Origin of the sequence: Streptomyces sp. SID12488 (assembly GCF_010548275.1) — a bacterium.
In the GTDB taxonomy this organism is placed as follows: domain Bacteria; phylum Actinomycetota; class Actinomycetes; order Streptomycetales; family Streptomycetaceae; genus Streptomyces.
This window is the reverse complement of record NZ_JAAGLT010000003.1, coordinates 170820-184581: the sequence shown is the minus strand read 5'-3', so window position 1 is coordinate 184581 and position 13762 is coordinate 170820. Positions and strand designations below refer to the sequence as shown.

Below are 13762 nucleotides of genomic sequence, written 5' to 3'. Positions count from 1 at the left end.
GCAGCGGTCACCGGCGCCTCCTCCCGGCTGGTGACGCGTGACGCCGGCCCCGAGGACGAGAGCGGGCGCGGGCTGCTGCTCGTCACGCCTGAACGTACGGCTGCGGCCCACCGGAACCGGAGTTCCCGTGGGCCGCAGCCGTATTCAGTCTCAGTCTCAGTCTCAGTGGAAGAAGTGCCGCGTCCCCGTGAAGTACATCGTGACGCCCGCCTTCTTCGCGGCCTCCACGACCAGCTCGTCCCGCATCGAGCCGCCGGGCTGCACCACGGCCTTGACGCCGGCCGCCGTCAGGATCTCCAGGCCGTCCGGGAACGGGAAGAACGCGTCCGAGGCCGCGTACGCACCGCGCGCACGCTCCTCCCCCGCCCGCTCGACCGCCAGCTTCGCCGAGTCGACGCGGTTGACCTGGCCCATGCCGACGCCGACCGAGGCGCCGCCCTTGGCCAGCAGGATGGCGTTGGACTTGACCGCCCGGCACGCCTTCCAGGCGAAGGCGAGTTCCGCGAGCTCGGACGCCGACAGCGCCTCGCCCGTCGCCAGCGTCCAGTTGGCCGGGTCGTCGCCGTCGGCCTGGAGACGGTCCGTCACCTGGAGCAGCACACCGCCGTCGATCGGCTTGACCTCGACCGGGTTGGCGGGCGCGCCGTCGGCCCTGAGCACCCGGATGTTCTTCTTCTTGGCGAGGGCCTCCAGCGCCCCCTCCTCGTAGCCGGGCGCGACGATGACCTCGGTGAAGATCTCCGCGACCTGCTCCGCCAGTTCCCTGCTGACCGGCCGGTTGACGGCGATCACACCACCGAACGCCGACAGCGGGTCGCACGCGTGCGCCTTGCGGTGCGCCTCGGCGACGTCCGAACCGACCGCGATACCGCACGGGTTGGCGTGCTTGATGATCGCGACGCAGGGCTCGTCGTGGTCGTACGCGGCACGGCGGGCGGCGTCCGTGTCCGTGTAGTTGTTGTACGACATCTCCTTGCCGTGCAGCTGCTCGGCCTTGGCGAGACCGCCGCCCGTGCCGTTGACGTACAGGGCGGCGGGCTGGTGCGGGTTCTCGCCGTAGCGGAGGGTGTTCTCGCGCTCCCAGGTGGCGCCGAGGAAGTCGGGGAACTGCGACTCGTCCACCGGGGCGTACGACGACGCGAACCAGGAGGCCACCGCCACGTCGTACGCGGCGGTGTGCTGGAAGGCCTCCGCGGCGAGCCGCTTGCGGGTGGTGAGGTCGAAGCCGCCGGTCTGTACGGCGCTCAGCACGTCGGCGTACCGCGCCGGGCTGGTGACCACGGCGACCGACGGGTGGTTCTTGGCGGCGGCGCGGACCATCGACGGGCCACCGATGTCGATCTGCTCCACGCACTCGTCGGGCGAGGCGCCGGAGGCGACGGTCTCGCGGAACGGGTAGAGGTTGACGACGACCAGGTCGAAGGGCTCGACGCCCAGCTCGGCGAGCTGAGTGCGGTGGTCCTCCAAGCGCAGGTCGGCGAGGATGCCCGCGTGCACCTTGGGGTGCAGGGTCTTGACCCGGCCGTCCAGGCACTCGGGGAAGCCGGTGAGCTCCTCGACCTTGGTGACGGGGACGCCGGCGGCGGCGATCCGGCCCGCCGTCGATCCCGTGGAGACGAGTTCCACGCCGGCCTCGTGCAGGCCACGGGCCAGCTCCTCCAGGCCGGTCTTGTCGTAGACGCTGACGAGCGCCCGGCGAAGGGCCCGCTTGTCGCTCTCGGCCGTGACAGTGATGTCGGCGGTGTCGGCGGTCACTGGATAACTACCTTTCGTCCCTCGATGCGATAGCCGTTGCGGGCGAGCCGCCCCACGACATCGACGAGCAGCCTTCGCTCGACTTCCTTGATGCGCTCGTGCAGAGCGCTCTCGTCGTCCTCGTCCCGGATCTCCACCACGCCCTGGGCGATGATCGGTCCGGTGTCGACGCCGTCGTCGACGAAGTGGACGGTGCAGCCGGTGACCCTGGCGCCGTACGCGAGCGCGTCGCGAACGCCGTGGGCCCCCGGAAAACTGGGCAGCAGGGCGGGATGCGTGTTCACGAACCGCCCGCCGAACAGGGCCAGGAACTCCTTGCCCACGATCTTCATGAACCCGGCGGAGACCACCAGATCGGGTTCGTACGCGGCCACCGCTCCGGCGAGCGCCGCGTCCCACTCCGCCCGGGTCCCGTGGTCCTTCACCCGGCACACGAAGGTCGGCAGCCCGGCCCGCTCCGCGCGCGCGAGCCCCTCGATGCCGTCACGGTCGGCCCCGACGGCGACGATCTCGGCCCCGTAGGCCCCGGTGCCGGTGGCCGCGACGGTGTCGAGGAGCGCCTGCAGGTTCGTACCGGATCCGGAGACCAGCACGACAAGACGCTTGGCGGCCTGGGACTCGGCCACGGCGGGGCCCTTTCTCGGGGGAGCGTTTGTATGGTCGTACGAATGCTTCGCGCCCCGGGATACGGGGAAGTCTACGAAGCGGCCGACCGCCAGCAACGATACCGGCACTCCGGACAGCCCCCACGGGACGGGGGCGTGGCCGGAAGGTAGCGTCTGGGAGGAGCCGGTCCGGGAACGCCGTGGTCATGCGGTGCGTTCACGGGGTGGCGGCTCATGCCGAACAGCCGTAATGGACAGCCGTATCGACAGCCGTGAACCAACGGCCGTGATCAACAAGGGGAAGACGCTCACTTGATGTCGGACCGCAGCCTGCGACTCCTCACGCTCACCCCGCAGTCTGTGCTGCTGCGGGAGCGCCCCGCGTCCCCGCCCGACGCGCCCTCGGGCAAGAAGAACGGCGACACCGGCGGTACCGGCGCGAACGACGACGGTCAGGGAAGCGCGGCCCAGGACGACAACCCGTTCGCACCGCCCCCGGAGGGCACACCGGACAGGCCCTGGCAGCCCCGGCGTCCGGCGGGCGACGACGCCTCCGGCGACGGCGGCAACTCTCCGTGGGGCAGCCTGTGGAGCGACCGGCAGCCCGGCCGTTCCCCGGGCGTCTTCGGCGACCGCACCGGCCGGTCCGGCGGACAGGGAGGCCAGGGCGGCCCCGAGGGCCAGGGCGACGGACAGGGCACCAACCCGCGCTGGGACCCGACAGACCCGGCCCAGCGCCAGGCGCGGTACGCACTGCTGTGCGGTATGTGGGCCTTCTTCTTCGCCCTCTTCAACTGGCCGTACGTGGCGCTGCTGCTCGGCGCGCTCGCCCTGAACTGGGGCATCGGTGCCCTGCGCGCCAAGCCCCGCACCCCGAACCCGGACACCCCGGCGCCCGCGCAGGGCACGGGTGGCGGAGGTCGGCCGCAGCGGACGGCCGCGATCAGCGGTCTGGTCACGGCCTCCCTGGCACTCCTCATGGTCGCCGGGACGTTCAGCCTCCAGTTCATGTACCGCGACTACTACACGTGCGCGAACGACGCCCTCACGACCACCGCCGAGAAGGCCTGCAACGACCTGCTCCCGGAGCCACTCCAGAAGGTGTTCGGCACGAACAGCTAGACCCGCGAACAGCTTTGCCCACGGCTACGGCTGAGCCTCCTCCGGCTCCGGCTCCGGCTCCAACTCCGGTGGTGGCGTCGACGACGCCTCCTTGAGTGCTGCCCAGCGGGCCTCGCGGGACGCGGTGTCGTCGTACCAGGGCGAGGGCGGCGGTGACACCGACGGTGACGGCAGGTCGGCCGGGAGGAAGTCGTAGACGGCCTCCAACTCGTAGGGGTCGCTCGCCTCGTAGGCGTCGTCGGCGGCCGTCTCGTGCGGCTTCCCCGTCCCGTCGGGCGCTGTCGGGGGCGTCAGCTTCAGCGTGCCGGTGCCGGTGTCCGTGCCAGTGGCCTTCGGCCGCTTCCGCAGCCGCCACGCGCGCAGCCCCAGGGCCGTCGGTACGGCGACGGCGGCCGTCCAAGCCAGCGTCGCCGCGCCCGTCTGCCACCACACCGGCCCGACATGGGCGAGCGCGTCGCTCCCGAGCGGCCCGCCCGCCAGCGCGGCCAGCATCGCGAGCGCGCCCGCGCACAGGGTGGCGGCGAGACCCGCGTTCGCGGCGGTACGCCCGCCCGACCACGGCGTCTTTCCTTCCCCGGAGCCTGCCCCTGCCGCCCGCGCCGTGAACCAGGCCACGGTCAGCCCGGCCGCCACCGGTACCGCGGTGACCGCCCAGGCCAGCGGGGTGCCCGGGCCTGCGTCCGGTACCGCCGACAGCAGCGGGAACGGTGGCAGCAGTGGCGCCGGGTCGGAGGCCAGCGGCCCGGTGACGTGGCCCGCGCCGAGCGCGAAGCCCGGGCCGAGGGCGTAGGACGCGCCCCACAGCGCCGCGTTGGGGATGAGGGCCAGACAGAGCAGCAGTACGGCGATCCGGCCCGACCATGCCTCCGTCAGCTGGAGGAAGGAGGCCCGGGCGGCCCCGCCGTGCCCCACCAGCGACACCGCGACGAGCAGCGCCCCGCCCCCGACGAACACGGCGGTACCCGCCCCGGCGGCCCGCCCGGCGGCCAGACCCCGGCCACGGGCATCCGGGTCCAGCACGCGTCGGCGTACCGACCTGGGCAGCAGATACAGCACCCGGGGCGACAGGGGACCGCACGGTCGGCCGTACGCCGTCCACACCCCGGCGCCGGCCGCCGCCATGACGAGCAGCGGGACGCATACGGCCGTCCACGCCCAGTCGGGACGCAGCCCGCCCCCGGCCGCGTACAGCGCGACGCTCCCGCCGACGGTCAGATACCCGGCGACGACGCCGAGCCAGACGGTACGGGCGGGAAGGAGGGGCGCGTCCTGTGTCGCACCCTCTTCCTCAGGGCCCTCCGTCGCGTCGCGGGCGGCGCGGTGCAGCAGCCATACCGGGAGCGCGAGCAGCAGAAGAGGGGTGACGCCGACGGGAGCGGGGGTGCCGGACAGGCTGTCCACGCGGACGAGTTCGGCGCCGTGGGCGAGCAGCCAGAGCGCGGCGGCGATGTGCAGCGCGCCGTCGGGTCCACTGTCCGGATACGGCGAGCTGATCCACAGCACCATGACGAGCACGGCGAACGAACCGAGCCCGAGCCCGGCCGCGACCGCGCCGCCGAGCAGGCCTGCGCCCAGTCCGGGGGAACGGTCGCGCAACCGGTCGCGGAGCCGATCACGCAACCGGAAACGGCCCCGGGAGCGGACCCGGGTACGCGGGGACAGGAAGGGAAGCCGGCGATCGGTCGTCTGGGTCACGAGCGCCATGCTCCCAACGACACGCGCTTTCCCGCTGTAACAGGCGAACTTACGACGTGTCACTCAATATACGTTTTATGTACTTTTACGCGCTAAGGGGCCCCTGGTGACGCAAAATCCCACCATCCCGCTGCCCCCGCCCGCCGAACGCCGGCGCCTGCGCGAGTCCCAGTCGCTGACGCGGGCTCAGGTCGCGACACGGGTGGGCGTCAGCCGCGAGACGGTACGCGCGTGGGAGACCGGCCGTACGACACCGCGCGGACGCAAGGCACAGGCGTACGCGAGCCTGCTGGCGTCGGCACCTGTGTCCGTACCGGCGCCCGTAGCCGCAGCCGTAGTGGATGAGGGGCCGGCCGACGCCCCCGTCGCCCCCCTGACGCCCACTCAGGCCTTCGACGCGCTCTACGCGTTCTGCGCCCCGGCCCTCGTGCGGCAGACCTATCTCCTCACCGGGCGGCGGGAGTTGGCGCGCGAGTCGGTCGAACGGGCGTTCCAGTTGGCCTGGCACCGCTGGCCCGAGGTGGCCGTGGACCCGGACCCGGCGGGGTGGGTACGGGCGACGGCGTACGAGTGCGCCCTCTCCCCCTGGCACCGCTTCCGCGCCCGCCACCGTCACCCGGAGGCCCCGCCCGCCGACCCGGCCGACCGCGCTCTCCTGTCCGTCCTCCTGAAACTCCCCCCGCCGTACCGCCGCACCCTGCTCCTCCACGACGGTCTGGGCCTCGGCCTGCCCGAGACGGCGGCGGAGACGGAGGCGAGCACCCGGGCGGCGGCAGGCCGCCTTCTCCACGCCCGCGAGACGGTGGCGACCCGCCTGCCGGATCTCACGGATCCGGGCCATCTCGCGCCCCGGCTGGCGGGCCTGGCCACCCACGCCAGGCTGCGCGCCCCCCGTCCCTCGTCCGTCCGCGCGGGCAGCGAACGTCGCGCCCGGAACTGGACCCAGGCGGCGATCGCCTTCACCGTCGCCCTGATCGGCGCCACCACGTTCACCCTCCACACGGCTCCGACGCGGTACGAGCCGCCGGTGGCTCCGGGGACGACAGTGCAAGGGGTGCCACCGCAGGCAGCCCCGGGACCGTTGTCCCGGACGGAACAAAAGCTCCGCAAGAAACTCCAGGACACGACGCCGAGCGGCCCGGAGAGGGTCCTGCCGGACCCGAGGTGAGATACGCATGGCTGTGGGCCCGCCCCGGCGAAGGGAACGGGCCCACATACGTTCAGCTCAGTACCGCGAGGAAACGTCAGCCGGCGAGGATCTCACGCGCCAGCTTCGCCGTCTCGGTCGGCGTCTTGCCGACCTTGACACCGGCGGCCTCAAGGGCCTCCTTCTTCGCGGCGGCCGTACCCGACGAGCCGGAGACGATGGCACCGGCGTGGCCCATCGTCTTGCCCTCGGGGGCCGTGAAGCCCGCGACGTAGCCGACGACCGGCTTCGTCACGTTCTTCGCGATGAAGTCCGCGGCACGCTCCTCCGCGTCACCACCGATCTCACCGATCATCACGATCAGGTCGGTGTCGGGGTCCGCCTCGAACGCGGCCAGCGCGTCGATGTGCGTCGTACCGATGACCGGGTCGCCACCGATACCGACGGCCGACGAGAAGCCGATGTCACGCAGCTCGTACATCATCTGGTAAGTCAGCGTGCCGGACTTCGAGACCAGACCGATCCGGCCCGGCTTCGTGATGTCGCCCGGGATGATGCCGGCGTTCGACTGGCCCGGGGTGATGAGACCGGGGCAGTTCGGGCCGATGATCCGGGTCTTGTTGCCCTTCGACTTCGCGTACGCCCAGAAGGCGGCGGAGTCGTGGACGGCGATGCCCTCGGTGATGACGACCGCGAGGGGGATCTCCGCGTCGATCGCCTCGACCACGGCGGCCTTCGCGAAGGCCGGCGGTACGAAGAGGACCGACACGTTCGCGCCCGTCTTCTCGATCGCCTCGGCGACCGTGCCGAAGACCGGGATCTCGGTGCCGTCGATGTCGACGGAGGTGCCCGCCTTGCGCGGGTTCACCCCGCCGACGATGTTGGAGCCGTCCGCCAGCATGAGCTTGGTGTGCTTCATGCCCGTGGCACCGGTCATGCCCTGGACGATGATCTTGCTGTCTTTGTCGAGGAAGATAGCCATGGCTGTGTCTGTCCCTCTTCCTTACTTCGCAGCCGCGAGCTCGGCGGCCTTGTCGGCCGCGCCGTCCATGGTGTCCACACGCTGGACCAGCGGGTGGTTGGCGTCGGAGAGGATCTTGCGACCCAGCTCGGCGTTGTTGCCGTCGAGACGGACGACGAGGGGCTTGGAGACTTCCTCGCCCTTGTCCGCGAGCAGCTGCAGCGCCTGCACGATGCCGTTGGCGACCTCGTCGCACGCGGTGATGCCGCCGAAGACGTTGACGAACACGGACTTGACGTCCGGGTCGCCGAGGATGATCTCCAGGCCGTTCGCCATGACGGCGGCGGAGGCGCCACCGCCGATGTCGAGGAAGTTGGCGGGCTTGACCCCGCCGTGCGCCTCACCGGCGTACGCGACGACGTCGAGGGTGCTCATGACGAGACCCGCGCCGTTGCCGATGATGCCGACCTCACCGTCGAGCTTGACGTAGTTGAGGTTCTTGGCCTTGGCAGCGGCCTCCAGCGGGTTGGCCGCGTCCTTGTCCTCGAGCGCGGCGTGGTCCGGCTGGCGGAACTCCGCGTTCTCGTCCAGGGAGACCTTGCCGTCGAGGGCGATGACCTTGCCGGAGGCGACCTTGGCGAGGGGGTTGACCTCGACGAGGAGGGCGTCCTCCTTGATGAAGGTGTCCCACAGGGTCACGAGGATCTCGGCGACCTGCTCGGCGACCTCGGCCGGGAACTTCGCCTGCGCGACGATCTCTCGGGCCTTCTCGATGCTCACGCCTTCGTTGGCGTCGACCGGGACCTTCGCGAGAGCCTCGGGGTTCTCCTCCGCGACGACCTCGATCTCCACGCCGCCCTGGACGGACGCCATGGCGAGGAAGGTGCGGTTGGTGCGGTCGAGGAGGTACGAGACGTAGTACTCCTCGACGATCTCGGGGGCGGTCTCGGCGATCATCACCTTGTGGACCGTGTGGCCCTTGATGTCCATGCCGAGGATGTCCGTCGCGCGGGCGACGGCCTCGTCCGGGGTGGCGGCGAGCTTCACGCCGCCGGCCTTTCCACGCCCACCGACCTTCACCTGCGCCTTGATGACGGACTTGCCGCCCAGACGCTCGGTCGCCGCGCGCGCCGCCTCAGGCGTGTCGATGACTTCACCGGCCAGCACCGGTACACCGTGCTTGGCGAAGAGGTCCCTCGCCTGGTACTCGAACAGGTCCACGCGCGTCCGTCCCTATCAGTGGTCTCGCCGCTCTACGGTCTGCTGTCTCCGTGGGCGTGCCGCGATGGGCAACGTGACGTCCGCTGTGTCACAGGGGTGGCGCACACGATGTCCGAGCGCGCGGCATGTCCGTCCCGCAGGTTATCGCCGCACCCCGCAGGTCCCTAAATCAGGAATCACACCTGAGCGGTGATACCTGTCACAGAGTGCCACTGACGGCCCCGAATCAACCTCGGATCAACCCCGGATCGGCCCGCGCGAGGGGCGTAAAGACGCGTTACGAATGCATAGGGGCGCAAAGGTGAGGCCTCACCGGGCTGGGGTGGACCCGGTGAGGCCCCTGGAAGGCCCGCCAACAGCTTTGACGGTCCCCCGGTGAGCGGTTCCCCACCCCTTGGGGAGCCGCTCACCGCCACCCGCCGGGCACGCCCTGACCGGACCGATGGCATTCGGCCGTACGAGGACTTTCCCGGCGGAGTCCGGAAGATCCGCACGTCAGGCGTGCGGGAGTCAGGTGCGCGGAGGCCGGCTCGGATACGCAGGAGTCGCGTTCCCGGCTGGCACTCCGTGCAGTCGTCGCGTGCCGTTTCGACCCGACGGACGATTTCGCACCCGGCGATGAAAGAGAACGGGGGGAGGAGGAGACGGGAGGGGAGACGAGGGGAGGAGAGAGAAAGCCCTGCTCAGGCGGGGCTCACCGGAATGTCCCGGCCCCGGCCCCGGCCCCGCAGCGATCGGGGCAACCCCCGGCACGAGGCACACCGGAGCCCGCCGGCTCAACGCGACGTCATGCCCATCGCCGTGCCCACCCTGCTCGGGACCGCCGATTCGGCAGCGGGCGCTGCAGGCACGCCCGGAAGCACGAGCGGCTCTGGAATCCCCGGAAGCGCCGACAACTCGGTGAGTTCCGGAAGTACAGGGAGTACAGGTAACGCAAGCACTTCAGGAAGCGTCGGCAAGGCGGGCGACGTCTGCGTCTGCGCCGAGACCTCTGTCGGGGCCTCCGCCGACTTCTCGGTCATGGCCTCGACCAGACCACCAACCGGTGGACCCGCCCTCTCGTCCACCGGCCGAACCACATCGACCCGCACCAGCGGCGCGTCCTCAGCCGCGTGCGCCCGCTCCCCGCAGAGGAACCCGAACCCGAACAACCCGCCCACCAGGACCGCGACTCGCAGCGCGCGCCGCCCCGCGGCCGTACGCGTCACACGCAGTACGGCGGCGAACAGGGCGGCTGGCCAGTTCAAGAGGACGGACTCTCCCGGGCGGCGACTTGACGACGAGCGTCGGGCAACCGCGATCATCTAGGAACAGCGAGGAGCAGGACGAGGCGGCGCCGATCTTCGCACGGCCCTCCCGAGGTCGCGCAAGTCCCCCCGTTCCCGATGCGCGCTCATGCCCCTTTTGCCACCCGAAGACGCCCTCACGTCACTCGGTTCACTCAGCTCACTCGGTTCACGCGGTGTCGGGTATCGGCAACGGGCGCTTCTCGATCGCTGCGGCCATGATGTCCGGGAACAGATCGGGCGTGCAGGCGAACGCCGGTGCGCCCAGCGCCGCGAGTGCCGCCGCGTGCTCCCTGTCGTACGCCGGCGCCCCCTCGTCCGACAGCGCGAGCAGCGTCACGAACTGCACCCCGGACGCCTTCATCGCAGTGACCCGCTTCAGCATCTCGTCGCGTATGCCTCCCTCGTAGAGGTCGCTGATCAGCACGACGACGGTCTCGGCGGGCCGGGTGATCTGCGACTGGCAGTAGGCGAGCGCCCTGTTGATGTCCGTGCCGCCGCCGAGCTGCGTACCGAACAGCACATCCACCGGGTCGTCGAGCTGATCGGTGAGGTCGACGACCGCCGTGTCGAAGACGACGAGCCTGGTGTCGATCGACCGCATGGACGCCAGCACCGCCCCGAACACCGACGCGTACACCACCGACGCAGCCATCGACCCCGACTGGTCGATGCACAGCACGACCTCCTTCTTCACCGACTGGGAGGCGCGCCCGTAGCCGATGAGCCGCTCCGGCACGATCGTGCGGTACTCGGGGAGGTAGTGCTTGAGGTTGGCCGCGATCGTGCGGTTCCAGTCGATGTCGTGATGGCGCGGCCTGCTGATGCGGGCACTGCGGTCCAGCGCACCGGTGAGCGTGGCCCGGGTCCGCGTTGCGAGCCGCTTCTCGAGGTCCACGACCACCTTGCGTACGACCGCTCTCGCCGTCTCCTTCGTCGTCTCCGGCATCGCCTTGTTGAGGGAGAGCAGCGTGCCGACGAGGTGGACGTCCGCCTCGACCGCCTCCAGCATCTCGGGCTCCAGCAGGAGGGCGGAGAGGCCGAGCCGGTCGATGGCGTCCCGTTGCATGATCTGGACGACGGACGACGGGAAGTACGTCCGGATGTCGCCGAGCCACCGCGCGACCGACGGCGCGGACGCCCCGAGCCCCGCCGAACGGTCCCGCCCCGCCCGGTCCTTGCCCCCGTCCCCTCTCCCGTAGAGCGCGGTGAGCGCCCCGTCCATCGCGGCGTCCTGCTTGGAGAGCGCGCACCCGGTACCGTCCGCCGCGTCGCCCCCGAGCACGAGCCGCCACCGGCGCAACCGCTCCTGTGCCGGATCCGCCGACTCGGTCGCCGTCGTCATGTCCCCACCCCCACAAGGTTGTTGTCGTCGACGCCCCCGTCACCCGCGTCCGACGGCCCCAGCAGCAGCCGCAGCACCGGCAGCACGGCATCCGCTCGCCGGGCGTCGAGTTCGGGTGCGAAGCCCGGCAGACCGGCGGCGCCGGCCACCGCGCTCCCCCGCTTCCCCGGACCACGCCGGACCAGTTCCCCCAGGGTTCTGCGCACCCCGGGCTCGTACACCGAGAAGGTCCGCCGCAGCAGGGGCAGCACATCGGTGAACGCCTCCGCCGACACCCCGGTCAGCCAGGCGTCGACCAGCCCGAGCAGCCGTTCGTCGTGCACCAGCAGCATCCCGCCCCCGGAGCCGCCCCCGACGAACCCCTCGATCCACGCTGCCGCGTCCCCCGGCGCCGTCCCGGGCGACAGCACGAGCCCCATGAGGACCGCCGCCTCGTCCTGCGCCAGTTCCCCGTCGTCCAGCAGCAGCCGCGCGGCCCGCCCCCGCACGACTCCGGCCACGCTGTCCCGCGCGGACAACACCCGAAGCACGGAGTGCCAACGGCGCCGCAGCTTGCTGTGCTGTCCCGGCGCGGGGACATCCTCGGCGGCGCCCGCAGGAGCGCCCGGGGAAGCGCTCGGGGATGAGGAGGCAGAGGTGCCACTCGCAGGAGCGTCCTCGGGCTCAGAGGCCCTCGCGGGGCTCTCCGCAGCCACGCCCTCGGAGACGACGCCCGGAGACTCCCCTGCAGCCGCAGTATCTGCCGGGTCTTCCGCCAGAGCCGCGTTCGTGCCCGAGGCTTCCCCGAGCAGTCCCACCGCCCCGTGCACCGCGTCCACATGGCGCCGCATCTCCTCGGCGGCCTCCGTGTCGAGCGCGGCGCAGGCCGGGGGCAGGCCGACGAAGACACGCTCGGCGAGACCCGCCGCGACCCCGGCCAGCGCCCGGGTGTCCGTGCCGCGTACGTCGCCGTAGCGCAGGGACCGGACCAGCGCCGGCAGAGCCTGGGCCAGGTGACCCACGTCGGCGTCCAGGGCCGCGCGGTCGGCGAGGACGCGCATCACCACGGGGAGCGCGTCGGCCAGTTCGGCGAGCAGACAACGCTCGGCGAGTGCGGTCACGTCGGCCAGCGAGCCCGCGCCGACGGCGTCGGCCTCCGCCCTGGCGGTCGCCGCCGAGAGCACGGTCGTCCCCCACACACCGGCCTCGGCGACCCGTACCGCCAGCTCCGGCTCCCACCGCAGCCGCCACGTCTCCCGGAAGGTGCCGGTACTGCCGCGCGACGCCGCCGGCTCGCCCCAGCCGATCCCGAGCAGCCGCAGGCGGTGCAGCAACCGACTGCGTTCGGCGTCGGTGTCCTTGCGCAGGTCGAGCTCCAACTCCCTTTCCAGCGCCTCCGGTTTGAGCCGCAACCGACGCTGAAGCCGCGTCAGGTCCCGCTGCAACGGCACAGCGGGCGCCGCCTGAGGCACCTCCCCGAGCACGTCCCCGACGACGAGCCGGTCCTGCACCAGGGCCAGCGGGACGTCCGAGCCCTCACACATCACCGCCCGCACCGCGTCGGTCGTCTCGGTGAGCCCCGGCAGCGGGCGGCCCCGCATCGCGGCGAGCGTCTCCGCCAGCCGCACCGCCTCGATGACGTGCGCCGAGGAGACCATCCTGTCCTCGTCGCGCAGCAGCCCGGCCACCTTGGTCATCCACCGCTCGACCGGCCGGTCCCGCGCGCCGAACAGATGGCCGTACCAGCCGGGCGAGTCGATGCCCGCCCCGTAACCGCTGGCCCGTGCGAGCCTGCGATGCGTCCACGGCACCCAGGTCACATCCACCTTGACCTTCGGCAGCCCTTTCAGCAGCGCCCGGTCGGCGGCGACGGCGGTCTTCTGCCGCAGCGCGGGCACATGCCATGCCCCGCACACCACGGCCACCGCCCCGTCCCCGAACTCCCGCTGCGCCGAACGCACTTGGAGCCGCATGTACGCCTCCCGCACCGGATCCCGGTCATGGCCCCCGGTTCCGTACACCTCGCGCAGCGCGCCCATCGCCTCTTCGAGCACCTCGAAGGGCGCGAACGCGTCGCCCTCCCCCGTCCCCCGGTGCTCGACGACGTCCTCCCACCAGCGCTCCGGATCGTCGTAACCACCGGTCCGCGCGAGGACGGCGAGCGGATCGACCCGCAGATCGGCATGACCAGCGTGATCGGCATCGCGGGCGGTGTCCGCATCCGGTTCCGGCGAACGGCCGTCGCTTCCCTCGCCCTGGCCCTCGCCCTCGTTCTCGTTCTCGTTCTCCCAGGCCAGCGTGTGCGTGGCCGGGAGGTCGATGAAGCGGGCCGGGACCCCGTGTTCGAGAGCCCAGCGGATCGCCACCCACTCCGGGGAGAACTCGGCCAGCGGCCAGAAGGCCGAGCGGCCCGGTTCGTCCACGGCGTGGGCCAGCAGGGCGACCGGCGGACGCATGTCCTCGTCGGCGGCCAGCGGGATCAGGGCGTCGGCCTCGGGCGGCCCCTCGATCAGTACGACCGCCGGCCGCGCCGCCTCCAACGCTGCCCGCACCGCCCGCGCCGACCCGGGCCCGTGGTGCCGCACACCGAGCAGCAACGGCCCAGCTCCGGCCTCAATGTCCCTCACACCGCCCCCTCCTGTTCCA

At 71.8% G+C, this 13762-nt stretch carries 10 protein-coding genes; 2 read left to right on the top strand and 8 right to left on the bottom strand.

Annotated elements, in window-relative coordinates; genetic code table 11:
* Positions 1–162 precede the first annotated feature (162 nt).
* Both purH and purN read right to left on the bottom strand, forming a co-directional pair.
* Complete coding sequence (gene purH, locus G3I56_RS06920) at positions 163–1734, bottom strand: bifunctional phosphoribosylaminoimidazolecarboxamide formyltransferase/IMP cyclohydrolase (RefSeq protein WP_164408197.1); 1572 nt, start codon at positions 1732–1734, stop codon at positions 163–165.
* A 17-nt stretch (positions 1735–1751) separates the two neighbouring features.
* A complete protein-coding gene (purN, locus tag G3I56_RS06915) occupies positions 1752–2381 on the bottom strand; it encodes a phosphoribosylglycinamide formyltransferase (protein ID WP_164323430.1) in 630 nt (209 codons plus the stop codon).
* A 294-nt stretch (positions 2382–2675) separates the two neighbouring features.
* Between purN and G3I56_RS06910 the strand changes: the two genes are divergently transcribed.
* Positions 2676–3482 (top strand): hypothetical protein, encoded by an 807-nt coding sequence (locus tag G3I56_RS06910; RefSeq protein ID WP_164407979.1) that lies wholly within the window; start codon positions 2676–2678, stop codon positions 3480–3482.
* 24 nt (positions 3483–3506) lie between these two features.
* Here the strand turns inward: G3I56_RS06910 and G3I56_RS06905 are convergent, their stop codons facing one another.
* Positions 3507–5186: a DUF6350 family protein gene (locus tag G3I56_RS06905; protein ID WP_164407978.1), complete on the bottom strand. Its 1680-nt coding sequence runs from the start codon at positions 5184–5186 to the stop codon at positions 3507–3509.
* Between the two features lie 97 nt (positions 5187–5283).
* Here G3I56_RS06905 and G3I56_RS06900 point away from each other — a divergent pair, with 97 nt between their 5' ends.
* Positions 5284–6345 carry a helix-turn-helix domain-containing protein gene (locus G3I56_RS06900; RefSeq protein ID WP_164407977.1) on the top strand — a complete coding sequence of 354 codons (1062 nt, stop codon included), beginning with the start codon at positions 5284–5286 and terminating at the stop codon, positions 6343–6345.
* Positions 6346–6421: 76 nt separating this feature from the next.
* Here G3I56_RS06900 and sucD read toward each other — a convergent pair whose 3' ends face one another.
* The 5 genes from sucD to G3I56_RS06875 form a co-directional block, all read right to left on the bottom strand.
* On the bottom strand, positions 6422–7306 hold the full coding sequence (sucD, locus tag G3I56_RS06895; protein WP_164323438.1) for a succinate--CoA ligase subunit alpha: 885 nt from the start codon (positions 7304–7306) through the stop codon (positions 6422–6424).
* A 21-nt stretch (positions 7307–7327) separates the two neighbouring features.
* Positions 7328–8506, bottom strand: coding sequence for an ADP-forming succinate--CoA ligase subunit beta (sucC, locus tag G3I56_RS06890; RefSeq protein WP_164323440.1), 1179 nt, complete (start codon positions 8504–8506; stop codon positions 7328–7330).
* A 776-nt stretch (positions 8507–9282) separates the two neighbouring features.
* Positions 9283–9753 carry a hypothetical protein gene (locus tag G3I56_RS06885; RefSeq protein WP_164407860.1) on the bottom strand — a complete coding sequence of 157 codons (471 nt, stop codon included), beginning with the start codon at positions 9751–9753 and terminating at the stop codon, positions 9283–9285.
* 208 nt (positions 9754–9961) lie between these two features.
* Positions 9962–11137 (bottom strand): VWA domain-containing protein, encoded by a 1176-nt coding sequence (locus tag G3I56_RS06880; RefSeq protein ID WP_164407976.1) that lies wholly within the window; start codon positions 11135–11137, stop codon positions 9962–9964.
* Complete coding sequence (locus G3I56_RS06875; protein ID WP_164407975.1) at positions 11134–13743, bottom strand: DUF5682 family protein; 2610 nt, start codon at positions 13741–13743, stop codon at positions 11134–11136. The genes G3I56_RS06880 and G3I56_RS06875 overlap by 4 nt, the downstream gene beginning before the upstream one ends.
* Positions 13744–13762: the final 19 nt, after the last annotated feature.